The sequence below is a fragment of the Anaerococcus sp. HMSC075B03 genome (assembly GCF_001815585.1).
GTDB lineage: Bacteria > Bacillota > Clostridia > Tissierellales > Peptoniphilaceae > Anaerococcus > Anaerococcus vaginalis.
The window spans coordinates 21,261-44,985 of sequence record NZ_KV821195.1; the positions used below are offsets into that span (position 1 = coordinate 21,261).

The following is a 23,725-nucleotide window of genomic DNA, read 5'->3' on the forward strand; positions in this document are numbered from 1 at the left end:
ATGATATGAAATATTACAAACTAAATGACGGAAATGAAATACCAGCTTTGGGTTTTGGTACTTATAAAATTACTGACAGAAATGACATGGCAAATGCAATTGAGGCATTTTTTGAAAATTCTTATGAATATTTAGATACAGCAAAAATTTATAATAATGAAAAAATGATAGGAGAAGAACTTAAAAATTCTTGCAAAAAAAGAAATGAATACAAAATAGCAACCAAGGTTTGGCCAAGTGATTTTGGCTATGATAAAACCAAAAAATCTCTTGACGAATCTTTGGAGAAATTACAAACAGATTATTTGGATGTGGTTTTACTTCATTGGTTTGGAAAAGATTTTGAAAAATCTTGGAAAGTTTTTGAAGATTATAAAAGACAAGGGATTGTAAAAACAATAGGAGTTTCAAATTTTGAAATTTCTCAATTAAAAAAACTTTTAGAAGTTGGAGAAAAACCAGCAATCGACCAATTAGAATCTAGTCCACATTTTCAAAATGACGAAACAGTAAGATTTTTAAAAGAAAATAATATTCTTCATCAAGCTTGGTCTCCAATTGCAAGAGGAAGAAGTGAATTATTAGAAGAATTTGTAATAAAAAAACTTGCAAATAAATACAACAAAACTCCAGCTCAAATAGTTTTGCGTTGGCACATTGAAAGAGGCTCAATGCCAATTCCAAAATCAACAAATCCAAAAAGAATAAAGGAAAATATAGAAATATTTGATTTTTCACTTGATGAAAAAGATTTGAAAGCAATAAAATCAATTGACCTTAAAAAAAGATATTCATCAGATCCTGAAGATGAAAATTGGTTAAAAGATTTATTAAATAGAATTTAAAAAATAAAAATTCTGCAAATAAATGCAGAATTAGAGCGTAGACAAAGTCAATTTACTAATTAATTATTAATTTAAAAATGTAATTACGCTATACCCCATCTCGACTAAGTGAGTGAAACGAACGCACGGAGAGATCTCATGAGATTTCTCGGCTCACTACGTTCGCTCGAAATGGGGAAATTTTAGTTTATCAACAGTCTGATTCTGCAAATAAATGCAGAATTTTTTTATGGGGCATATTGTTTGATTTTTATTTTATCTATTTTCAAAAATTTCTTTTATTTCGTCTTCATTTATTCCAACCATAGCTTCGCCGAGATCTTTTGAAACTTCTAAAATAATTTCTGGTTTATCAAAATTTTCTACGGCTTTTACAATTGCATTTGCTCTTTTTTCTGGGTTTCCAGATTTAAAAATTCCACTTCCTACAAACACACCGTAAGCTCCAAGTTGCATCATCAAAGCAGCATCGGCAGGAGTTGCAACTCCGCCAGCAGAAAGATTTGCTACAGGAAGTTTTTTATTATCTCTTACATATTTTAAAAGATTCACATCAACAGCTAATTCTTTTGCGTATGAAAAAATTTCATCATCAGTTAAAACAGAAATTCTTTGGATTTGTCTGTTAATTTCTCTCATGTGTCTTACAGCTTGGACAATATTTCCTGTTCCAGCTTCGCCTTTTGTTCTAATCATTGAAGCTCCTTCAGAAATTCTTCTCAAAGCTTCAGAAATATTTCTTGCTCCACATACAAAAGGAGTTTTAAATTTCTTTTTGTCGATGTGATTGTAATCGTCAGCCACAGTCAAAACTTCAGATTCATCTATGTAATCAACTCCCAAGGCTTCAAGAATTTGTGCCTCAACAAAATGTCCAATCCTTACCTTTGCCATTACAGGAATTTTTACAGCATTCATTATCTCTTCAATCATTTTTGGATCGCTCATTCTTGAAACGCCACCAGCAGCCCTTATATCTGCAGGAACTCTTTCAAGAGCCATAACAGCACTTGCACCAGCTGCCTCTGCAATTTTTGCTTGTTCAACGTTCATTACATCCATAATAACTTTTTTTTCAAATTGAGCATTTATATTTTTTTCAATCATTTTTTTCTCCTTAATATTTATCTTGATTCTATTATATGATAAACTGTAACTAATAAAAGTAACAAAAAATAAAAAAACGAGGGTTACAGATGTATTTAAATTTACCAAATGACAAAAAATATTTATATGAACAAATATATGAAATTATAAAAAATAAAATAATTAATGGAGAAATAAAAGAAGACGAAAAGCTCCCATCAATTAGAAATTTATCAAAAGATATTAATGTTTCAAAAAATACAATAAAAAAAGTTTACTATAAACTTGAAGAAGAAGGCTACATTTATGCAAAAGATAAAAGTGGATTTTATTGTCGAAAAATTGATGATTTAATTATTTTGAACAAGAAAGAATTGAAAAATAATAAAATAGATGATGAAAAAATTAAATATGATTTTTCAATTAGTGGAGTAGATTATGATAATTTTCCCTATAAAGTTATGCAAAAATATATGAAAGAGGCAATAGATAAGGATGATATAAAAATTTTGGACAAGGGCTCCTATAAGGGATACGAGCCTTTGAGAAAGGCTATAAAGACTTATTTAAAAAATTCTAGAAATATAAATACAAATTCTAGAAATATAATTATTTCATCATCAACTGAACATTTATTTTCTATGATAAAAAAACTTCTCACAGATCAGACTCTTTTTGCTTTTGAAAATCCTGGTTATGCTTTTGGAAATAAATTTTATACTTATGATTTGAAAAATCCAATTCCTTTGGATTTGGATGATGAGGGTGTAAAAATTGATAAGCTAAGAGACCTAAATGCTTTGTGTTTATTTGTAACCCCTTTTCATCAATTTCCGATGGGTACAGTTATGTCGATACAAAGAAGAATTGAACTACTAAATTGGGCTTCGCTTTCAAAAGATAGGTATATAATTGAAGACGATTATGATAGCGAATTTAAATTTAAGGGTTATCCAATAGAAAGTTTAAAAGCAATGGATAAAAATTCTGATGTAATTTATTTTGGTTCATTTTCAAAATTGATTGCGCCATCAATGAAAATTTCTTATATGGTTTTGCCAGATGATTTATTAAAAAAATATGAAAATAATTTTAAAGATTTATCAAATACAGTTTCAAATTTTTTGCAAAAAGCTTTGGCATCTTTTATAAGAAGCGGAGAATTTGAAAAGCATATAAACAGGATGAAAAATATTTATTATAAGAAATTTAATTTTATAGTAAAAAAATTAGAAGAAATTGAAGAAATTTCTTTTCCAACAAAGGCAGATTCTTTAAATTTGCTTATAAAAATTGATGGGTCTGTAAATATAAAAAAATTTAATGAAGTTTTAAATGAGAAATCTTTAAGACTAATTAATTTGAATAGATTTTCTTTTAGAAAGGCTGGAAAAGAGAATTATTTTATTTTAGGGTTTGCAAATTTAAGTAAAAAAGAAATTGATGAAGGAATAGAAATTATTAAATTTGCCATAAAAAAATCAAAAAATTCCTAATGAAAGCTTGATTTTATAATGTTTTATGTAATAATAAAAAAATTTAAAAATTTTTTACAAAAAAAGTTGAACATCGTTCAGAAAGTTGTATCATATAAATGTAGCAACGAATGAACGGCGTTCATTTTATATTATTATATAGGAGTAGATTAATTTATGAGTGATGTAGAAAATAAAAAAGAAAAAATTATGGATGCAGCCCTGAAAATTTTTCAAGAAAAAGGTGCTGAAAAAACTTCTGTTAGAGATATTATGACAGAAGCTGGATATGGTTTGGGTACTTTTTATTTGTATTACACAGATAAAAATGATTTGGAAGAAAAAATGGTTTTAAATATCGGTACACAGATTATTTTAAATGCTGAAAAAATGTGCAAGGAAACTGATCCAATTGAAAGATATATTTCTTTTGTAAACTATATAATTGATTATTTGATAGCTCATCCTTTTGAGCTAGATCTTTTGAGCAAAAATATTACTTGGACTCTTTATACAAAAATTGAAAATGATTATGGTCTTAGCGAAGCGGATTCGACTTTAAAATATATTTTAAATAAATATGATAATCTATTTTTAACAAATCATACGGAGTCGCAAAAACTTTATATACTTTCTCTAACTCTTGAAATTATGATGTCTACTTGTAAAAGTGCTGTATTGGAAGAGTCAATTTTATCAATTGATGAAATGAAACCAGTTTTATTTGCTATTATTAGAAAAATTTTCGATAGAATAGGAGAGAATAAATGAAAAAAATAACGAAATTTATTTCGCATCATCCTAGACTTGTTTTATTAATAATGACTTTATTATTAATACCTGCTTGGTTTGGATACAAGAATACTGGTGTAAATTATGATATTTTGTCATATTTACCTGCTGACTTGGAATCTACTCAAGGGCAAGAAATTCTTGATAAAGATTTTAAAAATGCTGCCACGGGCATGCTTCTTTTGAAAGGCGATGATTATGATGCTGATAAACTTAAAAATGAAATTTTAAAGGTTGATGGTGTTGAAGATGTAATTTCAAAATCATCAATTGTTGGAGATAGCATTCCAAATGAGTTTTTACCTGATGAGATAAAAGATATTTTTTATTCTGAGGATTGTACTTTGCTCATGGTTAAATTTAAAGAAAGCTCATCATCTTTTAGGACTATGAAAGCTATAGAAAATATTAAAAAAATAGAATCCAAGGAGAAATTTTTAAGTGGTATGAGTTCACTTGTAAAAGATACAAAAGATTTAATAGATCACGAAACGCCAATTTATGTTGCCTTGGCAGTAGCTTTGGCTTTGATTATTTTATCTCTTACAAATGAATCAACTATCATACCATTTTTATTTATTTTGAATATTGGATATGCAATTTTATATAACTTTGGTACAAATTTATTTTTGGGAGAAATTTCTTATATAACAAAAGCTATTGCAGCTGTTTTACAACTTGCTGTAACTACAGATTATTCTATATTTTTATATCATAGATATGTTGAAGAAAAGAAAACTAATGATGATAAAAATGACGCGATGGATATAGCTATTCAAAAAACTGTATCATCAATTTTTGCATCATCACTTACAACTTTTGCAGGATTTATTGTATTAATTTTAATGCGTTTAGGACTTGGAAAAGATATAGGTCTTGTTATGAGTAAGGGTGTTTTATTGGGACTAATTTCAACTGTTGTAGTTCTACCACCAATGATTTTGATTGTAGAAAAAATAGTTGCAAGATTTAATCATAGAATATTTTTACCATCATTCGACAAGACATCAAATTTTGTACTAGGTCATAAAAATGGATTATTTATTGCATTTTTGATTTTGTTTATTCCTGCTATATATGGAGCAAGAAACACAGATCTTTATTACAATCTTGATAGGTCTTTGCCACAAGATTTGGATTCAATTGTTGCTTTAAATAAAATGAAAAAAGATTTTAATATGGCTTCTACACATTTCGTAGTTGTTGATGATAAATTAAGCAAAAAAAATGTAAATGGACTTGTTGATGAATTAAAAGATGTTGATGGAGTAAATAGTGTTTTAAGTTTAAATTCATTTACAGGACTTACCTTACCAGATAGCGTATTGCCAGATAAAATAAAAGATAATTTCAATAAAAATGGCTACCAAATGATTATGATAAATTCAAAATATCAAACAGCATCTGACAAGGTAAATAATCAAGTAGATAAAATAAATAAAATTGTAAAAGAACATGATAAAAATGGATATTTAACAGGAGAAGCTGTTTTAACAAAAGACCTTACAATTTTATCAGATAGGGATTTTAAAATGGTAAATATTGCGTCAATTATTATAGTTTTTCTAATAATTGCAATAGTGTTTAAATCATTTGCTATTCCTGTGGTTTTAATTGCAGTAATTGAGCTTGCTATTCAAATAAATATGGGAATTCCATTTTATTTAGGTCAAACTATTCCTTTCGTAACATCAATCATTATTGGAGTAGTTCAATTAGGTTCAACCATAGATTATTCAATACTTATGATGGATAGGTTTATTGCAGAATATAAAGAAACTAAAGATGTGGATATGTCTTTAAAATTGACAGTAAAAGAAACATCAAAATCAATTGTAACATCTGCTTTGTCATTTATGGCAGCAACTGTTGGAGTAGGTTTGTATTCAAAAATGGAAATTGTTTCAACAATCTGTATGTTCTTGGCAAGAGGAGCAATAATAAGTATGCTTGCAATAATATTATTCCTTCCAGCCATAATAAAAATAGCATTTCCATTTATTAAAAAGACAACAAAAGGATTAAATTAGGAGGAAAATATGAAAAATAAATTAATAAAAGGATTCTCATTAGTTCTTGCAAGTTCATTATTGATGACAAATGTGGCTTATGCCAAAGATTTAAATGTTAGAAAAAGTGAGACTATATATGTTACAAAAGAAGCTGATAAAATAAAAGATAAAACTGGTTCAATTTGGATAAATTCCGATAATAATATCAAAGTAAAAGATAAAACCAATTTAAAAGAAATCAAAAATTTAAAAACAGACAAAAAAGTAAATTTAGAGAATGGATATATAAATTGGAATGAAGACAGCAAAGATATTTACTATCAAGGAAAAACAAATGAAGATTTGCCAGTTGATATAAATGTAAAATATTTTTTAGATGGAAAGGAAATGACTTTTGATAAATTAAAAGGAAAATCTGGACATTTAAAAATACAAATTGAAGCTGTAAATAAGAAAAAAACAAATGCAAAAATTGATGGCAAAGATAAAGAAATATATTCTCCATATCTTGCCCTTACAGAAATGAATTTCAATTCAGATAAGGTTAAAAATCTTACAACAAACGATGGAAAACTCGTAAAAGATGGAAAAAATGAAATTGTTGCAGCAATTTTAACACCAGGACTTAAAGAAAATTTCCAAGGAATTATTGAAGATGATAAATTAGATAATTTCAAAGATAAAATAGAAATGGAAATGGATGTTAAAGATTATGAACCAGCGGAAGTGTATGCACTTATAACTAATGAATTTTTCCAAGAAGATGCAAAACTTGATTCCTTAGATGAATTAAAAAATGGAATAAACGAATTAGAAGAAAATGCAGCAAAACTTGTTGACGGTTCAAACAAATTAGATGAAGGAAGCAAAAAATTAAATGATGGAATTGGAAAATTAAATGAGGGAGCAGGTCAATTATCCCAAGGCTCAAACAAAATAGTAAGCTCATTTGACCAATTATCAAATGCTTTTTCAAGTTTGCCAGGAAAAATTCAAACAGTAAATTCAGCAGTAAACCAACTAAATAACGGTGGTTCAAAACTTTATACAGGAGTAAACCAATACACCATGGCAGTTGGACAAATAAATAATAATATGGCAAAATTACAAGATGGATCAGTAAGTTTAAATAATGGAGCAAGCGAATTAGATTCATCACTTTTAAAATTAAATAAAGGAACAACAAGCCTAAGAAATAGTTTGTTACAAGCAACAAACGGAGAAGATATAGGAAAATTGACAGATTCAATGAATCAATTATCAAATGGACTTGAAGAATTGTCAAAAGGAATTAGTCCGCTTGCAGATAATATTGGACAATTGAGTGGGGGACTTTCAAAAATTGAAGAATCTTCAAAAACATTAAATCAAGGAATAAATAATCTAAACCAAAGTGCTCAAAATGCTCCAAGTATTGATTCATCAATTCAAGATATAAATGCTCAAGCAAGCTCAATTGACCAAGTTATAGCAAATTTACAAGCAAAAAATGAAGATGACTCACTATCAGGAGAAATTGAAAATTTAAAAGCAGTAAAACAAGGATTAATTAATGATGCAGCCTCATTAAGTGCAAATAGTCAAGCAAATACTGCTATAAAAGCTGGACTTGGACAAGTTGCAAAAGGCTCATCAGATCTTACAACATCAATTGGACAAGTAAATAGTGGATTATCCCAAGTAAACACTAAATTAAATGATTCAAAAACAAAAATACAAACATCATCAGAAAAGCTTGCACAAGGAAGTAAAAAAATAGGCGAAGCTTTGTCAAAAAGCAATATTAAAAAATTACAAGATTCAGTAGTAATGCTTGATGAGTCAACAAAACAAATTAAAGCTGGATCAGAAAAATTAAAAAATGGCACACAACAAAATCAAGATGGAGTTAATAAACTTTCTAATGCAATTAGCCAATTAGACTCAAATTCAGAAGAATTAAGAAATGGATCAGCATCTCTTTCTAGTGGCTTAAAACAATTCCAAGAAAGATCAAAAGCTCTTTCATCACTTGCAAATATAAATGAAACAGCAATAAATCCAATGGCAAATGGAATCAAACAATTAGATAATGGAATTAATAAATTGAGTGATTCTACAGGTCAACTTAAAAATGGAAGTGACGAATATGCTTCATCATTTGAAAAGTTCAAAGAAGGACTTAGCGATTACAAGACAAAAGGAATAGATAAATTAGCTGATAAATCAGAAGATGTAACAGAAATTAGCGAAATTCTAGACCAAATGTCAAAAATAGCAAAAGAAAATAAATCAATAACAGGAACAAGCGATAATTTTGAAACAAAATCAAGAATAATCGAAAAAATCAAATAAAATATAAAAGAAAAAATCCGATTACACGATAAATAATCTGTGAATCGGATTTTTATTTTTTCTAAAATATCATTAAAAAATTTTAAAATTAAAATATCTAGAGATGATGTAAAATTAAAAATTTAATTTGGATTTTAAGATTTCATCATAAGCTAGGTTTAAATTTATTTTGCTTTATTTTTTATATATTTATCAATATTTTCAGCTGCTTTTTTACCAGCTCCCATTGCAAGAATTACAGTTGCAGCACCACTTACGGCATCTCCTCCTGCAAAAACTCCATCCTTACTTGTCATTGTAGAATCATCAATTATAATTCCACCCCAAGATTCAGTATTTATATCATCATTTGTTTGTTTAATAAGTGGATTTGGGGATTGTCCTATTGAAACAATTACAGAATCAAAATCAACTTCTTCATATTTTCCAGTTGGAACAGGACGTCTTCTTCCGGATTTATCTTCTTCGCCTAATTCCATTACTTCTAATTTAACTTTTTTAACCCAACCATTTTCTCCTTCAATTTCTACAGGATTGTGGAGGTTCATAAAGTTAATTCCTTCTTCTTTTGCATGATGACTTTCTTCAGCTCTTGCTGGCATTTCTTCAAAACTTCTTCTATAAACAACAGTTACGTCAGCGCCCATTCTTTTTGCACTTCTTGCCGCATCCATTGCTACGTTTCCACCACCAACTACACAAACTTTTTTTCCTATATGAACTGGAGTGTCATATTCTGGGAATTTATATGCTTTCATCAAATTCATTCTTGTCAAAAATTCATTTGCTGAATAAACTCCGTTTAAATTTTCTCCTTCAATTCCTAAAAATTTTGGAAGACCTGCTCCAGTTGAAACATAAACTGCTTCAAATCCTTCTTCAAATAATTCATTAATGGTTTTTGTTCTTCCAATAATTGTATTTCTTTGAAGTTTTACACCAAGACCAATTACATTTTTCAATTCTTTTTGAACTAATGTTTTTGGAAGTCTAAATTCTGGAATTCCATACATCAAAACTCCGCCTGCTGTGTGGAAAGCTTCAAACATAACAACTTTATAACCTAATTTTGCAAGATCAGCTGCACAAGAAAGTCCAGAAGGACCAGATCCAACAATGGCAACTTTTTTATTTTGTCCTGTAACTTCTGTTGGTTTATTATATTCTTTATTCATGTGATAGTCTGCTACAAATCTTTCAAGACGACCAATTCCAACTGGCTCGCCATTTCTTCCTCTTGTACAAACTCCTTCACATTGATTTTCTTGTGGACAAACTCTACCACAAATTGCTGGAAGGTTATTTGTTGATGAAATAATTTCGTAAGCTTTATCCAAATCTCCTTCAACTACTTGATGAATAAATTCTGGAATTCTTACAGAAACAGGACAGCCTCCCATACAAGGTTTATTTTTACATTGAACACATCTAAGCGCTTCCTCTTGAGCCATTTTTAAATCATAACCAAGAGCCACTTCCTCAAAATTTTTGTTTCTAACATTTGGATCTTGTTCAGGCATAGAAACCTTTTGTTTATTCATATTAAATTTTGCCATTTCTCATATCTCCTGTTAGTCTACAAATGTGTTCTCTTTCTTCTTGTTGGTAATTTCTTCCTCTGTTCATGGCTTCATCAAAATCAACTTCAAAAGCATCAAAATCTGGACCATCAACACAAGCAAATTTCATTTCGCCACCAACTGTAATTCTACAACATCCGCACATGCCAGTTCCATCAACCATAATTGAGTTTAGTGAAACAATAGTTGGTATGTCATATTCTTTTGTTACAAGGGCAGTATTTTTCATCATAATCATTGGGCCAATTGCCAAAACAAGATCATATTTTTTTCCATTTTCAATATTTTCTTTTAAAACTTCAGTAACAAATCCTTGTTTGCCATAAGATCCATCGTCGGTTGTAATGTATAAATTGTCTGAAGATTCTTTTAATTCATCTTCAAGGATTACTATGTCTTTATTTTTAAAGCCCATTATTACATCAGTGTGAGCTCCAATTTTATGTAAATATTTTGCTTGAGGATAGGCAATAGCTGTTCCCAAACCTCCACCAATTACACAAACATTTTTTCCTTTATATTGGTCAAGTTCAGTTGGTTTTCCTAAAGGACCAACAAAATCTAAAAATCCATCGCCTGCTTTTAATTCGTTCATTCTAATTGTTGTTCCTCCAACAATTTGAACAATTATTGTTACATTTTCATCATCAGTTTCAGAAATTGTAAAAGGAACTCTTTCGCCTTTTTCATCTATCCTTAAAATTATAAATTGACCAGGTTTTGCTCTTTTTGCAATATCTGGAGAATTTACAACAAATTTAATGGTTGAGTCATTAAGATTTGTTTTTTCAATTATTCTTGCCATTATTCCTCCTTATGTGTCTTTATTAATATTTTAACAATTAATCTAAAAAAATCAAGTGAATAAGTTTAAATTAATAGTAAAATACTATAGTATAAAAATTTTAATAAGGAGGAGAAATGGAAAAAAGAACTTATTCTGATAAAGAATTAATTAAAAAATTTATTCCTTATTATAAGGATTACAAAAATATTTTGGCTATTGATTTATTTTCTGCATTTTTAACAACTGTTTGTGAATTGATTTTACCAATTATTTTATCATCACTTACAGATCACGCATCAAATTCTAGCTTGACTTATTCAATTATTTTAAAACTTACATTAATATATACTCTTACAAAACTTGTAGAAGTTGCCGGAAGATATTTTATGCAATCTTACGGCCATATAATGGGAGCTCACATTGAAAAAGATATGAGAAGGGATATTTTCAAACATTTTTTGACAATGTCCACAGCTTTTTTCAATGAAACAAAAATTGGACAACTTATGAGTAGGATGACGACAGACCTTTTTGATATAACAGAATTTTCTCATCACTGTCCTGAAGAATTTTTTATTGGTTTTATAAAACTTTCAATATCATTTGTAGTATTGATGACTATAAATATTCCTTTGACTCTTGTTTTGTATATAATTATTCCACTTATGGTTTATGCAGCTAGAATAAAAAGAAGAGCTTTTTCAAAATCGGTAAAAAGTGAGAAAAAACAAATTGGGGAAATTAATGCAAGCATTGAAGATTCTCTTTTGGGAATAGATGTTGTAAAATCTTTTGCTAATGAAAGTTTAGAAAAAGAAAAATTTAAAAAGGGAAACGACAAGTTTGTAGATATTAAAAAAGTAAAATATTACAATATGGCATCTTATAATATGATCAACCAATTATTTGCGGGAAGTATGTATGCGGTTTTAATTATTATTGGAGGAAATTTTGTAATAAAAAATTTGATGAGTCCAGGAGATCTTGTTGCTTTCGTTTTATATTTAAATACAATAATTGCAACTGTAAACAGGCTTGTAGAATTTACAGACCAATATCAAAAAGGAATTACAGGAATTGAAAGATTTTATGAAGTAATTAATTTAAAATCTGATATTTTTGATAAAGAAAATGCGAAAGAACTTACAGATGTTAAGGGAGGAATTTCCTTTGACCACGCTTATTTTAAATATCCAGACCAAGATGAAAAAGATTCTTGGATTTTGGAAGATATTAATTTTAACATAAATGTTGGAGAAAATGTCGCTCTTGTTGGACCATCTGGAGCAGGCAAGACCACTATTACAAAACTTATTCCAAGATTTTATGAAATTAATAAGGGAAAAATATTAATCGATGGCAAAAATATAAATGATTTAACTCTAGATTCCTTGAGAGATAATATTGGAATTGTCCAACAAGATGTGTATTTGTTTGGAGCTACAATCAAAGAAAATATTTCTTATGGAAAAAAAGATGCCAGTGATGAAGAAATAATAAGAGCAAGTAAACTTGCAGGAGCTTATGATTTTATTATGGAACTTTCCGATGGATTTGACACTTATGTTGGAGAAAGAGGAGTAAAACTTTCTGGAGGTCAAAAACAAAGAATTTCTATTGCAAGAGTATTTTTGAAAAATCCTCCAATTTTAATTTTGGATGAGGCGACTTCATCTTTGGATAATACAAGTGAGGCTATAGTTCAAGATTCTTTGGAAAAATTATCAAAGGGAAGAACAACTTTAACAATTGCCCACAGGCTTTCTACAATTATAAATGCAGATTCAATTTTAGTTTTAACAGAAGATGGGATTGTTGAAAGAGGATCTCACAAGGACTTACTTGATAAAAAAGGAATTTATTATAAGCTTTATAATTCTAATAATGAGGAGCTTTTTGGCTAGTAGACAGATAAAAATAACTTGGGTATAATTAAGATAGATTGGAGAAAAAACGTGAAAAAAATATTTGGAAAATTTATCCATGGACTAGCAAGCGTATTAAATTCAATATTTAATTTTTTAATAAATATTTTAAATGCAATAGTTACAGTCTTTGAAGGTTTAAGCCAAGTTATAATGCTAATTGGATGTTCAGTAATATTTGTACTTCCATTGTTTTTTATAGCTATACCGCCTGAACTTTTTACTATTTTTTTGATAATAGCAGTAGTTCCATTTCTAGGAAAATCTTTCATTTCTCTTTTGAGATATGGAAATTATACTTTGATAGAATGGATGTACGATAAGGCTGATACTTTAATTTCTGGCGAGAAAAAAGGATTTGACAATTTATCAGATTATGCAAAAAAATATAAGCTAGACCAAGAAAGAGAAAGAAGAAGACAAGCTGAAGAAGAAAGACAAAGAAGACAAGAAGAAATGAATCAAAGATTTGAGGAATTTTTTCAAGGTTTTAATTTTTCGGGATTTGATTTTGACGAAAGAAATTATAATGGAGGATACAATACAGGTTCTTATCAAAACGGTAGCTTTGTAAATGACCTTGGGTTTAAAGAAAAATATCAAAAAGCTTGTGATACTTTGGGTGTATCATATACAAGCGACCAATATGAAATAAAACTTGCCTACAGGAAACTTGCAAAAAAATATCATCCAGACATAAGCCAAGATCCAAACGCAACTGAAAAATTTCAAAAAATAAATGATGCTTACGATTTTCTTTCATCAGATAATATAAATAAATACAAAAATATGTAAAATTTTTTTAAGTAACTTTCCTTCAATTTTGGAAAGTTACTTTTGCATTAAAAAGGATAATAAAATGTATAAAGAAGATGATATAAATAAATTACTTGAAATAACATCAAGGGCAGGAGCTATGATGTTAAAAAATGGAGCAGAAATTTATAGGGTTGAAGACACAGTCGAAAGAATAATAAGATCAATTTATGAAGCAAGTGACATAGATGTTTTTGCAACCTTTAACGCTTTAATGTATTCTTTTAATGTTGATGGCAAAACTTATGCAAATGTTAAAAGAGTAAAAAATAGAGGAAATAATTTAATAGTTGTAGATAGGGTTAATTCATTTTCTAGAAAATTTTGTAATCATGAACTAAATTTAGACCAAGCTTTGATAGAGCTTGATAACATAAAAAAAACCACAAAAGCAGACGTAAAATTAAAAATAATAGGAGCAACACTTGCATCAACAGCCTTTCCGATGCTGGTAAATTCTAAAGCTCCAAATTTTTTAGATTTGCCAGTAACTTTTGTTGTTTCCTTACTAACATATCTTATTTTTATAAAAATAGAAAAGAAAATGTATGGATATTTTATAGAAAATTTTGTGGCAGGGATTATGGTTTCACTTTTTGCCCATATTATAGGGAAATTTGTTTTTGGATTTAATATGGCAAATGTAATTGTTTCATCGATGATGCCCTATGTTCCAGGATTTTTGCTAACAAATTCTATAAGAGATCTAATGAGTGGCGATGCAACAAGTGGACTAACAGGACTTGCTATGTCGTTTTTTGTATCCCTTGCCCTTGCAATTGGCGTTGCCTTCCCAATGACTTTATTTTAAGGAGGAAATATGCATTTAATAATAGGTTTTATATCTTCATATTTATCAGCAGTAGGATTTGCTATGTTTTTTTCTTGCCCAAAAAGATCAATTGGATTGTCATCACTTGCAGGAGCAATAGGATTTTTGATTTATATGATAGTTGGAGATTTTTTTGAAGGAGTATTTTTGCCAGCACTTGCAGGAGCATATTTTACAGGAATTTCTGGAGAAGTTTTTGCAAGAAAATGTCACATGCCTGCTATTTTATTTATAGTACCAGGAATTATAAATTTAGTACCAGGAAAAGGGATTTACAATACACTTTTTTATTTTGTAGATGGAAAAAAATCACTCGCCATTGTAAATTTATTTGATACCCTTGCAGTTGCATCAGCAATTTCATTTGGAATTTTGTTGGCATCAGTTTTATCAAAATCACTTAGAGGATTTAAATTTAGAAAGCCAAGTAGAAGATATGATTGGAGAAAGAAAAAATGAAAAAAATTTATTTAGCAGGCGGATGTTTTTGGGGAGTTGAGGCATATTTTAAAGATATAAAAGGAGTAGAAAAAACTCTTGTAGGATATGCAAATGGAAATAGTGAAAAAACAACTTATAAAAATTTATACCTAACAGACCACGCTGAAACCGTAGAAATAAGCTACGATGGGAAAGAAGAATCATTAGAAAGAATTTTGGAATATTTATATTATATAATTGACCCATTTTCAATAAATAAACAAGGAAATGATATAGGACGTCAATATAGAAGTGGAATCTTTTCAAAAGATGAAAAAGATTTAGAATTTGCAAAAAAATTTTTAGAAGAAAAACAAAAAAATGAAGAAAGAAAAATCCAAATACAAGTCGAAAAATTAGAAAATTTTGTAAAAGCGGAAGATTATCATCAAGATTATTTAGAAAAAAATCCAAATGGCTACTGCCATATTGATTTATTAGATAAACCAAACCTAGATTAAACTAGGTTTTTTCTTTTGGAAAAATTTATAAAAAGATATAAAAAAAATTATGAATTGATTTTTAAAAACTTTATAATACAATCCTTGTAGAAGAAATTATTCTATGATATTATACTCAAAGGAGAGGATAATATGGATCTTATTGATGAAAATAATTTAACTAAAAATCAAAAAAATTTGTTGGATTTAAAAATTCGTCTTATCAAGGCTGAGTACGAATTGAATTTTTATTTGACAGGATATGAAAATCTTAGCCAATTTTATGATGATAAGGAAAAACTTGATAGGATTTTTGTTGATTCTTATGTTTCATTGAGAGATTATAATCTCTATGATTTTGTTGGAAAAATCGATAGAATTAAAGAAAGTGATTTTTTCTATAAAACTGACGATAGGAAAATTCAAAATTTTCTTAAAAGTTTAGAAGATATTAAAAATTTAGATGATGACGAGATTGTAAAACAAAAGGGTAGAATAAAAAACAGAATTCGTAAAATGGAAATGGCAGCAAGTGAGATTGAATATGTTTTACTTGGATCTTTGCCTAGAAATTATTATAGTTAGGAGTTTGTATGGCAATAAAATATGATATAGTAGAAAATTTGGGAGTTCTTTCAACAAATGCAAAAGGATGGACAAAGGAATTAAATCTTGTTTCTTGGAACGATAGAGATCCTAAATATGATTTGAGAGATTGGAATGAGGATCATACAAGAATGAGCAAGGGAATTACTTTCACAAAGGAAGAAGCTGAAGTTTTAAAAGAAATTTTAAAAGAAGAATTTGACGACTAAGACCTAAATTTTTAGGTCTTTTATAAATTATAAGGAAATTTTAATGATATATTTTGATTATGCAGCTACATCAATAAAAAGAAAAGAAATCTTGAAAGATATTTTTGAAAATATGGAAAATTTTGATGGAAATCCTGATTCTTTGCACGCCCTGGGAAGGGCTGGAAAAAAAGTTTTGGAAGAATCTAGACTAGAAATTGCAAAATCTATTAATGCAAATCCAAATCATATAATTTTTACATCTTCTGCAAGCGAGGCCAACAATACAATTTTGTCAAATTTCAAGGATGATTTTGTTATAACTTCAAAAATTGAGCACGACTCTATTTTAAATACTATAAATAAGGAAAAAACAATTTTTCTTGATGTTGATGATAATGGATATTTTTCCCTTGATGACTTGAAAGAAAAACTTAGAGATGATGTAAAATTAGTTTCTTTGATGTTTGTAAATAATGAAATAGGGGCAATTGAGCCAGTTTATGAAATTGGAGAATTTTTAAAAGACAAAAATGTATTTTTTCACGTAGATTGTGTTCAAGCTTATTCTCATGTTGATATTGATGTAGAAAAACTTCATTGCAATTCTCTTTCTCTTTCAGGGCACAAAATTGGAGGAATAAATTCTTTTGGTGTTCTTTATTGCAATAAAAAAATCAAGCCTTTTATTAAAGGCGGTGAGCAAGAAAAAGATAGGCGTGCTGGAACTTCTTTTACAATGGGCGCTTATTCTATGGCAAAATCTTTTCCAAAAGCTTGTAGCGAAAGAGAAAAAATCAAAGAATTGAAATCTTATTTTGTAAAAAAATTAGAAGAATCAAATTTTTCCTACGAAATTAATGGAAGTTTAGAAAATTCAACTGACCATATATTAAATTTATATTTTCCAAAAGTTAAAAATGAACTTCTTCTTACATATTTGGACATGAATGGAATTTGTATTTCTGTGGGATCTGCTTGTAGGGCAGGAAGTGTGGAAGCAAGCAATGTTATAAAAAATATGTACGATGAAGATAGGGCAAGACATTCTGTAAGATTTTCTTTTGGATTTACAAATACAAAAGAAGATATTGACTATACATTTGAAGTTTTGAAAAAATTAAGGGGGATAGATGGAAAAGAAAGATAAAAAAGATATAAAAGTTATCGTTGGTGTAAGTGGTGGAGTTGACTCATCTGTTGCTGCCCTCTTATTAAAAAAAGAAGGCTATGATGTAAGCGGAATTTTTATGAAAAATTGGGACGAGGAAGATGAAAATGGAGTTTGTACTGCGGAAGTTGATTATGAAGATGCAGTCAAAGTTTGCAATCAAATAGGAATTCCATATTATTCCATAAATTTTGAAAAAGAATATTATGATAGGGTATTTTCATATTTTCTTGATGAATATAAAAAGGGAAGAACTCCAAATCCTGATATAATGTGCAACAAGGAAATAAAATTTAAGGCATTTTTGGATTATGCAAAAGATTTGGGAGCAGATTATCTTGCAACAGGTCATTATGCAAGAGTTGATAGGGAAGATGATGAAACCAAAATGCTAAGAGGTCTTGATTCAAACAAGGACCAAACATATTTTCTTTCCCAACTATCCCAAGATCAAATAAAAGATGTTTTATTTCCAGTAGGAGATTTGGATAAAAAAGAAGTTAGAAAAATTGCCAAAGAAAATAATTTGGCAACAGCTGATAAAAAAGATTCAACAGGAATTTGTTTTATAGGAGAAAGAAATTTTAACGAATTTTTATCCCACTATCTTCCAGCAAAAGAAGGAAATATTGTTGATACTGATGGAAATATTTTGGGAAAACACTACGGTTTAATGTATCACACAATTGGTCAAAGAAGAGGACTTGGAATTGGTGGAGAAGGTGAAGCTTGGTTTGTTTGTGGAAAAGATTTAGAAAAAAACGAACTAATAGTTTGCCAAGGAAAAAATAATGAAAAATTATTTTCAAATAGATTAATAGGATCAAATTTATCATCAATTTCAGCCAAGGGACTAAAAAAAGAATTTGATTGCACTTGTAAATTTAGGTACAGACAAAAAGATATAAATTCTCATGTAAAGATTTTAGATGATGGAAAAGTAGAAATAACCTACGACAAAACAAAAGCCGTAACCCCAGGCCAAGCCGCAGTTTTTTATGACGGAGAAGTTTGCTTGGGATCTTGCATTATTGATGAAGTTTATAATGGGGAAAAAAGATTAAAAGTATAAAAAAATCGGAGAACAAATCTCCGATTTTTTACTTTGTGTTCTAAAATATTTTTTAAAATTTTAATTAAAATAATAAATTGAATCTAAAATTTCTTCAAAGCTTGTGACTCCTTCTAGAACTTTTTTAATTCCATTGTAGGTCATCGACTTGAAATTTTTTTCTTTATTTAAAATATCCAAATCATTTTTGTTAAAATTTTTATTTTCAAAAAATAATTTTTTATAAGCCTCATCAAAATCTACAATTTCTTCAACTGCTTCTCTTCCTAGGTAGCCATCGTGACATTTATCACAAGATGATGGCTCATAGATATAAGTGTTTTCATCTATATCAAAATAATTTTTTACAAAATTGTATTCTTCTTTGGAAATTTTTCTTTTTTTCTTGCAAGAGCAAAGTTTTCTAACAAGCCTTTGGCTTGCAAGAGTATTTACAGATTGTTTTATTAGATAATCTTCAACTCCCAAATCACGAAGTCTATTTATTGATGCAAAACTATTATTTGTGTGAAGAGTTGTCAAAACTAAATGACCAGTTATTGCAGCCCTTACTGCCATTTTTGCAGTTTCCTTATCCCTAATTTCTCCAAGCATAATAATATCTGGATCTTGTCTTAAAATTGACCTAAGAGCATTTTGAAAAGTCAAACCAATTTTTTCATTGATTGATATTTGATTAATTCCCAAAATATTTATTTCAACTGGATTTTCAATGCTGATAATATTTCTTTTTTCATCATTTAATTTATTTAATAAAGAATAAAGGGAAGTAGATTTTCCAGAACCAGTTGGTCCAGAAAAAATTATCATTCCAGATTTATTTTTGATTGCATTTTCCAAAATTTTTTTTGAATCATCAGAAAAACCCAATAAATTTTGAGATTTTTTAAAATTTTCAATCGATAAAATTCTTAGAACTAATTTTTCTCCGACTATAGTATTTAAAGTTGAAATTCTAAAATCAATTTCTGGAAATTTTTCTAATTTTAAATAACCGTCTTGAGGTCTTCTTTTTTCTGAAATATCTAATTTGGAAGATAATTTAATTCTAGTTAAAAGTTTAATATAAGAAGGATAGTCCATCTCACTTATTATCCTAAGTTTTCCATCTATTCTAAATCTTATTCTTGAAAATTTTTCATCCATTGGCTCAATGTGTATATCACTTGCATTTAATTTTAAAGCTTTTTCTACAAGCTCATTTATATACAAATCTATATTTGAATTTATCAAATTATTATCCATCACACGCTCCAATATTTATCATCCAAAGACCTATATCTAACAGCTTCAAGAAGATGTTTTGCTTCGATTTTTTCGCTTCCATCAAGATCTGCAATAGTCCTACTCATTTTTATAATTTTATTGTAGGATCTTACAGAAAAATTATATTTTTCAAAGGCTTTTTGTCCGATTTCCTTTACATTTTTATCAAGTTTTATATATTTTTTCATAAGTCTTGTAGACAAAGATCCGTTTGTTGAAATTTTTTCATTTTCATATCTTTTTATTTGAATTTCTCTTGCTCTTTGAACTTCATCTTTCATTTCTTTTGAAGATTTTGTTTTTATATTGTCATCCAAATCTTTGTATTTTACAGGTTTTATTTCTATGTGAATATCAATCCTATCAAGAATTGGCGAAGATAATTTTGACAAATATCTTCTTATTTCATTTTGAGTGCAAGTACATTCTTTTAAAGGATTTCCAAAATTTCCACAAGGGCATGGATTCATGGCAGCAATCAAAATAAAATCTGCTGGATATTTGATACTTGCCATTGATCTTGAAATATTTATTTCCTTATTTTCCAAAGGCTCTCTCAAAGCTTCTATGGTTTTTTTGGAAAATTCTGGGAATTCATCCAAAAACAAAACTCCCTTGTGGGCGAGGGTTATTTCTCCTGCTTTTGGAATATTTGCCCCTCCTCCAATCAAAGAAACTTCACTTGCTGAATGGTGGGGAGATCTAAATGGTCTATTATTTATTAATTTTCCACTTTCAAGAAGTCCCATCACTGAATAAATTTTTGTAACTTCAATTTTTTCTTCAAAATCCATATCAGGTAAGATCGATGGTAAATGTTTGGCAGAAAAAGTTTTTCCGCTTCCAGGAGGTCCAATCATCAATAAATTATGTCCGCCAGCTGCTGCAATTTGTAGGGCTCTTTTTAATGAATCTTGACCTTTTATATCAGAAAAATCAAAAGGATATGTAATTTTTTCATTTGTATTTGATAATTTTATTTTATAGGGAGATTTTTTTGTATTTTCGTTAAGGTATGAAACTAATTCTTCTAAATTTAAAAATGGAAAAATATTGCAATCTTTTATTATTGCACATTCGTCCTTATTTTCATTTGAAATTATAAAATTTTTAAAGCCTTTTTCTCTCATAGAAATTACCATGGCAAGAGCGCCTTTTATAGGAACAATTCTTCCATCAAGAGAAAGCTCTCCTATAAAAATAAAATCATCTTTTGAATTTTCAATCACTCCCATACTTTTTAAAAGAGAAATTGCAATTGGTAAGTCTAGTTGAGTTCCTTCTTTTTTTATATCTGCTGGAGATAAATTTATGGTAATTCTTCCTTGGGGAAATTTAAAACCAGAATTTATAAGAGCAACCCTAATTCTGTCTTTGGATTCTTTTATAGATGAATCGGGAAGACCTACAATATTAAAAGCTGGCATGCCAGAAGTTATATCAGATTCAACTTCAATTGCCTTTCCATCAAGTCCCAATAGACTTACTGTATTTGTTTTTGAATACATTTTATTCTCCTAAACCCAAAATTTTTTGATATTTTTTAAAATCTTCATGGACATCTGCACAAAATTCTCTATAAATTCCATTTTTATCAGTAAATCCTAATTTGTGGCAATGAAGTAGTTGATGGTCTAAATTAAATTTGTGTTTTACATTTCCATAAACAGGATCACCCAAGAGTGGATGATTAATATAGGTCATGTGAACTCTGATTTGATGAGTCCTTCCAGTTAAAATTTTGATTTTTACCAAGGAATATCCATTATTTTCTGAAATAACTTCATATTTACTAATAGCATCACGACCAGAATTTGTTACAGCCATTTTTCTGCGATTATTTGGATCACGATCCATAAAAGTTTGAATTGTTCCAGATTTTTTTTGAAAAATTCCATTGCAAATTGCCAAATATTCCTTGTCAATTTTTCTTGTTTCAAAAAGATTTTTCAAATATTTGTAAGATGAATTATTTTTTGCAATTACCATAAGACCTGTTGTATCCTTATCAAGTCTGTGAACAATTCCTGGTCTGTCATCGCCTCCGATATGTGATAAATTATCGTAGCCAAAATAATCCAAAAGCCCATTTACCAAAGTTCCACTTACAATTGAACCTGCTGGATGAACAATTACATTTTCATCCTTATCAATAATTGCATAGTCTTCATTTTCATAAATGATTTTTAAATTCATTTTTTCAGCTTCGATTTTTTCTTTTTCAAATAATTTGTCAGAAATTTCTATTTCATCTTCTAAAATTAATTTGTAGGAAGGTTTTATTTTTTTATTATTTACTTTTATTTTTTCATCCTTGATAAAATCTTTTACCTTTTCTCTTGGAATTTCTTCAAAAATATCTGAAAGATATTTATCAATTCTAATTTCTTTATTTGCTTTAATTTTCATAATTAAATTATAGCATTATGAAAAAATATATACAAAATCCTAATTTATTTACAAAGAAAAAATCATTTTAGCTTTTTATATTTAAGAATAATTCTTATGGTATAATCATATAGAGATAAAATTAGAAAGAAGGGTGTATGAAAGAGAAAGAACTTAATCATCTTGCCATTATTCTTGATGGAAATGGTAGGTGGGCTAAAAAAAGAAATTTGCCAAGATCTATGGGCCACAAGGAAGGTTCTGAAAATGTTGTGGATATTGCGCTATATGCTAAAGAAAAAGGCATAAAATATCTAACTCTTTATGCTTTTTCTACAGAAAATTGGAAAAGACCACAAGTAGAAGTCAATTATTTAATGAAATTATTGGCAAAATTTATAAAAGATAAGACAAAATTACTCATGGAAAATGAAGTAAAATTAAATATTATTGGAGATATATCAAAACTTCCAGAAAAAACTATAAAAGCTTGCCTTGATGTTTGTGAGCTTACAAAAAATAATGACAAGCTCGTTTTAAATATGGCTATAAATTATGGGGGCAGAATGGAAATTGTAAAAGCCTTCAAAGATATGGCAAAAGATGGAATAGATTTTGAAAATATAAATGAGGATGATATTTCAAATTATTTGTATACGGCAAATATGCCAGATCCTGATCTTTTAATTAGGACGGGAGGAGATCTTAGGATTTCTAATTTTTTAATTTATCAAATGGCCTACACTGAATATTATTTTACAGATATTTTGTGGCCGGATTTTTCAAAAAAAGATTTGGATGATGCTGTTGATGCGTTTTTTGGAAGAGATAGAAGGTATGGTGGTATAAATGAACCTAGCTAAAAGGCTTTTTGGTGGAGGAATAATTCTTTTTATATTAATTGCAATAACTTATCTTGGTGGAATTTATTTTGCAATTGGTTTTGGCATTTTTTCGTGTATTGCTGTAAAAGAATTGGTAAATGCACTGAAAAATTTGTCATACAATGTTCCTTTAAAATTTGCTATGGTAATAAATTTATTTTTTGTTATAAATGCCTTTAGCAATCATCAAAATTTATTTATGTTTGGCTTTACATCCATACTCATAGCAATTTTTGTATATATGATTTTTAATAAAAAATATAGGATGGAAGACTTTTTTGCACTTTTATTTGTAGTAACTTATGTTTCTATTTTTATGTCAAGTGCGATAAGAATTAATAATAAAATATATCTTTATATGTTATATATTATTGCTTGGGGCTCAGATACTTTTGCTTATCTTACAGGCTCAACTATTGGCAAACACAAAATCAAATCATTAGAATCTATTTCTCCTCACAAAACCATAGAAGGTTTTATCGGAGGAATTTGTGGAGCTGTGATTTTAAATTTGATTTATGTAAATTATGTAAATCTTGACAAAAATATATTATTAGTAATTATTTTTACAATAATTGCTGCATTTTTGTCGGAAACTGGAGATTTAGTAGCATCGTTTATAAAAAGAAAATGTAAAATAAAAGATTATGGAAATTTAATTCCAGGTCATGGTGGGATTTTGGATAGATTTGATTCAATCTTATTTATCAGCCCTTGCCTTTATTTATTTACATTAATATAAGTTA

Annotated in this window: 22 protein-coding genes; 16 read left to right on the forward strand and 6 right to left on the reverse strand. The window is 28.5% G+C overall.

The window, feature by feature from the left end:
- The first annotated feature begins 5 nt into the window (after nucleotides 1–5).
- The gene (locus HMPREF3045_RS06180) at nucleotides 6–845 is read left to right on the forward strand and encodes an aldo/keto reductase (protein WP_070737983.1); all 840 of its coding nucleotides are present in this window, start codon (nucleotides 6–8) and stop codon (nucleotides 843–845) included.
- Nucleotides 846–1,100: 255 nt separating this feature from the next.
- On the opposite strand, the gene pdxS is transcribed toward HMPREF3045_RS06180, so the two are convergent.
- Complete coding sequence (gene pdxS, locus HMPREF3045_RS06185; protein WP_306807254.1) at nucleotides 1,101–1,967, reverse strand: pyridoxal 5'-phosphate synthase lyase subunit PdxS; 867 nt, start codon at nucleotides 1,965–1,967, stop codon at nucleotides 1,101–1,103.
- A 74-nt stretch (nucleotides 1,968–2,041) separates the two neighbouring features.
- Between pdxS and HMPREF3045_RS06190 the strand changes: the two genes are divergently transcribed.
- The 4 genes from HMPREF3045_RS06190 to HMPREF3045_RS06205 all read left to right on the forward strand — a co-directional run bounded on the left by HMPREF3045_RS06190 (nucleotide 2,042) and on the right by HMPREF3045_RS06205 (nucleotide 8,544).
- A complete protein-coding gene (locus HMPREF3045_RS06190; protein WP_070737989.1) occupies nucleotides 2,042–3,427 on the forward strand; it encodes a MocR-like pyridoxine biosynthesis transcription factor PdxR in 1,386 nt (461 codons plus the stop codon).
- 156 nt (nucleotides 3,428–3,583) lie between these two features.
- Nucleotides 3,584–4,177, forward strand: a complete 594-nt coding sequence (locus HMPREF3045_RS06195; protein ID WP_070607769.1) for a TetR/AcrR family transcriptional regulator — start codon at nucleotides 3,584–3,586, stop codon at nucleotides 4,175–4,177.
- The gene (locus HMPREF3045_RS06200) at nucleotides 4,174–6,228 is read left to right on the forward strand and encodes an efflux RND transporter permease subunit (protein ID WP_070737992.1); all 2,055 of its coding nucleotides are present in this window, start codon (nucleotides 4,174–4,176) and stop codon (nucleotides 6,226–6,228) included. Before HMPREF3045_RS06195 ends, HMPREF3045_RS06200 begins: the two co-directional genes overlap by 4 nt.
- Nucleotides 6,229–6,237: 9 nt before the next feature.
- Nucleotides 6,238–8,544, forward strand: a complete 2,307-nt coding sequence (locus tag HMPREF3045_RS06205; protein WP_070737995.1) for a YhgE/Pip domain-containing protein — start codon at nucleotides 6,238–6,240, stop codon at nucleotides 8,542–8,544.
- A gap of 164 nt (nucleotides 8,545–8,708) precedes the next feature.
- Here the strand turns inward: HMPREF3045_RS06205 and gltA are convergent, their stop codons facing one another.
- Both gltA and HMPREF3045_RS06215 read right to left on the reverse strand, forming a co-directional pair.
- Nucleotides 8,709–10,100, reverse strand: coding sequence for an NADPH-dependent glutamate synthase (gltA, locus tag HMPREF3045_RS06210; RefSeq protein ID WP_070737998.1), 1,392 nt, complete (start codon nucleotides 10,098–10,100; stop codon nucleotides 8,709–8,711).
- Nucleotides 10,087–10,929 (reverse strand): sulfide/dihydroorotate dehydrogenase-like FAD/NAD-binding protein, encoded by an 843-nt coding sequence (locus HMPREF3045_RS06215; RefSeq protein WP_049691303.1) that lies wholly within the window; start codon nucleotides 10,927–10,929, stop codon nucleotides 10,087–10,089. The genes gltA and HMPREF3045_RS06215 overlap by 14 nt, the downstream gene beginning before the upstream one ends.
- Nucleotides 10,930–11,045: 116 nt before the next feature.
- Between HMPREF3045_RS06215 and HMPREF3045_RS06220 the strand changes: the two genes are divergently transcribed.
- From HMPREF3045_RS06220 to mnmA, 9 genes are all read left to right on the forward strand, one after another.
- Entirely contained in the window at nucleotides 11,046–12,815 is a 1,770-nt protein-coding gene (locus HMPREF3045_RS06220) for an ABC transporter ATP-binding protein (protein WP_070738001.1), read from the forward strand.
- 51 nt (nucleotides 12,816–12,866) lie between these two features.
- A complete protein-coding gene (locus HMPREF3045_RS06225; RefSeq protein ID WP_070738004.1) occupies nucleotides 12,867–13,631 on the forward strand; it encodes a J domain-containing protein in 765 nt (254 codons plus the stop codon).
- 64 nt (nucleotides 13,632–13,695) lie between these two features.
- Nucleotides 13,696–14,463 carry a threonine/serine exporter family protein gene (locus tag HMPREF3045_RS06230; protein ID WP_070738007.1) on the forward strand — a complete coding sequence of 256 codons (768 nt, stop codon included), beginning with the start codon at nucleotides 13,696–13,698 and terminating at the stop codon, nucleotides 14,461–14,463.
- 9 nt (nucleotides 14,464–14,472) lie between these two features.
- Entirely contained in the window at nucleotides 14,473–14,943 is a 471-nt protein-coding gene (locus HMPREF3045_RS06235; protein WP_019118054.1) for a threonine/serine exporter family protein, read from the forward strand.
- Nucleotides 14,940–15,425, forward strand: a complete 486-nt coding sequence (gene msrA / locus HMPREF3045_RS06240) for a peptide-methionine (S)-S-oxide reductase MsrA (protein ID WP_070738011.1) — start codon at nucleotides 14,940–14,942, stop codon at nucleotides 15,423–15,425. The genes HMPREF3045_RS06235 and msrA overlap by 4 nt, the downstream gene beginning before the upstream one ends.
- A 132-nt stretch (nucleotides 15,426–15,557) precedes the next feature.
- On the forward strand, nucleotides 15,558–15,989 hold the full coding sequence (locus HMPREF3045_RS06245; protein WP_070738014.1) for a hypothetical protein: 432 nt from the start codon (nucleotides 15,558–15,560) through the stop codon (nucleotides 15,987–15,989).
- 8 nt (nucleotides 15,990–15,997) lie between these two features.
- On the forward strand, nucleotides 15,998–16,219 hold the full coding sequence (locus HMPREF3045_RS06250; RefSeq protein ID WP_004838352.1) for a YdbC family protein: 222 nt from the start codon (nucleotides 15,998–16,000) through the stop codon (nucleotides 16,217–16,219).
- 43 nt (nucleotides 16,220–16,262) lie between these two features.
- Nucleotides 16,263–17,348, forward strand: a complete 1,086-nt coding sequence (locus HMPREF3045_RS06255; RefSeq protein ID WP_070738017.1) for a cysteine desulfurase family protein — start codon at nucleotides 16,263–16,265, stop codon at nucleotides 17,346–17,348.
- A complete protein-coding gene (mnmA, locus tag HMPREF3045_RS06260) occupies nucleotides 17,332–18,441 on the forward strand; it encodes a tRNA 2-thiouridine(34) synthase MnmA (RefSeq protein ID WP_070738020.1) in 1,110 nt (369 codons plus the stop codon). The genes HMPREF3045_RS06255 and mnmA overlap by 17 nt, the downstream gene beginning before the upstream one ends.
- A 60-nt stretch (nucleotides 18,442–18,501) precedes the next feature.
- Here mnmA and HMPREF3045_RS06265 read toward each other — a convergent pair whose 3' ends face one another.
- The 3 genes from HMPREF3045_RS06265 to HMPREF3045_RS06275 are packed head-to-tail and all read right to left on the reverse strand — an operon-like array spanning nucleotide 18,502 to nucleotide 22,116.
- Nucleotides 18,502–19,686: a GspE/PulE family protein gene (locus tag HMPREF3045_RS06265; RefSeq protein ID WP_070738023.1), complete on the reverse strand. Its 1,185-nt coding sequence runs from the start codon at nucleotides 19,684–19,686 to the stop codon at nucleotides 18,502–18,504.
- Complete coding sequence (locus HMPREF3045_RS06270) at nucleotides 19,686–21,215, reverse strand: YifB family Mg chelatase-like AAA ATPase (RefSeq protein WP_070738026.1); 1,530 nt, start codon at nucleotides 21,213–21,215, stop codon at nucleotides 19,686–19,688. The genes HMPREF3045_RS06265 and HMPREF3045_RS06270 overlap by 1 nt, the downstream gene beginning before the upstream one ends.
- Before the next feature lies 1 nt (nucleotide 21,216).
- Entirely contained in the window at nucleotides 21,217–22,116 is a 900-nt protein-coding gene (locus HMPREF3045_RS06275; protein WP_070738029.1) for an RluA family pseudouridine synthase, read from the reverse strand.
- A 137-nt stretch (nucleotides 22,117–22,253) separates the two neighbouring features.
- Here HMPREF3045_RS06275 and HMPREF3045_RS06280 point away from each other — a divergent pair, with 137 nt between their 5' ends.
- Both HMPREF3045_RS06280 and HMPREF3045_RS06285 read left to right on the forward strand, forming a co-directional pair.
- Nucleotides 22,254–22,958 carry an isoprenyl transferase gene (locus HMPREF3045_RS06280; RefSeq protein ID WP_070607729.1) on the forward strand — a complete coding sequence of 235 codons (705 nt, stop codon included), beginning with the start codon at nucleotides 22,254–22,256 and terminating at the stop codon, nucleotides 22,956–22,958.
- Nucleotides 22,945–23,721, forward strand: coding sequence for a phosphatidate cytidylyltransferase (locus HMPREF3045_RS06285; RefSeq protein WP_070607726.1), 777 nt, complete (start codon nucleotides 22,945–22,947; stop codon nucleotides 23,719–23,721). The genes HMPREF3045_RS06280 and HMPREF3045_RS06285 overlap by 14 nt, the downstream gene beginning before the upstream one ends.
- The last annotated feature ends 4 nt before the right edge of the window (nucleotides 23,722–23,725 follow it).

Excerpts from the sequence above, each read along its gene's own strand:
- HMPREF3045_RS06255 (WP_070738017.1), top strand. The coding sequence starts at position 16,263 with ATGATATATTTTGATTATGCAGCTACATCAATAAAAAGAAAAGAAATC.
- HMPREF3045_RS06280 (WP_070607729.1), top strand. The coding sequence starts at position 22,254 with ATGAAAGAGAAAGAACTTAATCATCTTGCCATTATTCTTGATGGAAAT.
- HMPREF3045_RS06215 (WP_049691303.1), bottom strand. The coding sequence starts at position 10,929 with ATGGCAAGAATAATTGAAAAAACAAATCTTAATGACTCAACCATTAAA.
- HMPREF3045_RS06270 (WP_070738026.1), bottom strand. The coding sequence starts at position 21,215 with ATGTATTCAAAAACAAATACAGTAAGTCTATTGGGACTTGATGGAAAG.
- HMPREF3045_RS06180 (WP_070737983.1), top strand. The coding sequence starts at position 6 with ATGAAATATTACAAACTAAATGACGGAAATGAAATACCAGCTTTGGGT.
- HMPREF3045_RS06265 (WP_070738023.1), bottom strand. The coding sequence starts at position 19,686 with ATGGATAATAATTTGATAAATTCAAATATAGATTTGTATATAAATGAG.
- gltA (WP_070737998.1), bottom strand. The coding sequence starts at position 10,100 with ATGGCAAAATTTAATATGAATAAACAAAAGGTTTCTATGCCTGAACAA.
- mnmA (WP_070738020.1), top strand. The coding sequence starts at position 17,332 with ATGGAAAAGAAAGATAAAAAAGATATAAAAGTTATCGTTGGTGTAAGT.
- HMPREF3045_RS06285 (WP_070607726.1), top strand. The coding sequence starts at position 22,945 with ATGAACCTAGCTAAAAGGCTTTTTGGTGGAGGAATAATTCTTTTTATA.
- msrA (WP_070738011.1), top strand. The coding sequence starts at position 14,940 with ATGAAAAAAATTTATTTAGCAGGCGGATGTTTTTGGGGAGTTGAGGCA.
- HMPREF3045_RS06235 (WP_019118054.1), top strand. The coding sequence starts at position 14,473 with ATGCATTTAATAATAGGTTTTATATCTTCATATTTATCAGCAGTAGGA.
- HMPREF3045_RS06250 (WP_004838352.1), top strand. The coding sequence starts at position 15,998 with ATGGCAATAAAATATGATATAGTAGAAAATTTGGGAGTTCTTTCAACA.
- HMPREF3045_RS06245 (WP_070738014.1), top strand. The coding sequence starts at position 15,558 with ATGGATCTTATTGATGAAAATAATTTAACTAAAAATCAAAAAAATTTG.
- HMPREF3045_RS06200 (WP_070737992.1), top strand. The coding sequence starts at position 4,174 with ATGAAAAAAATAACGAAATTTATTTCGCATCATCCTAGACTTGTTTTA.
- HMPREF3045_RS06195 (WP_070607769.1), top strand. The coding sequence starts at position 3,584 with ATGAGTGATGTAGAAAATAAAAAAGAAAAAATTATGGATGCAGCCCTG.
- HMPREF3045_RS06275 (WP_070738029.1), bottom strand. The coding sequence starts at position 22,116 with ATGAAAATTAAAGCAAATAAAGAAATTAGAATTGATAAATATCTTTCA.
- HMPREF3045_RS06205 (WP_070737995.1), top strand. The coding sequence starts at position 6,238 with ATGAAAAATAAATTAATAAAAGGATTCTCATTAGTTCTTGCAAGTTCA.
- HMPREF3045_RS06220 (WP_070738001.1), top strand. The coding sequence starts at position 11,046 with ATGGAAAAAAGAACTTATTCTGATAAAGAATTAATTAAAAAATTTATT.
- HMPREF3045_RS06190 (WP_070737989.1), top strand. The coding sequence starts at position 2,042 with ATGTATTTAAATTTACCAAATGACAAAAAATATTTATATGAACAAATA.
- HMPREF3045_RS06230 (WP_070738007.1), top strand. The coding sequence starts at position 13,696 with ATGTATAAAGAAGATGATATAAATAAATTACTTGAAATAACATCAAGG.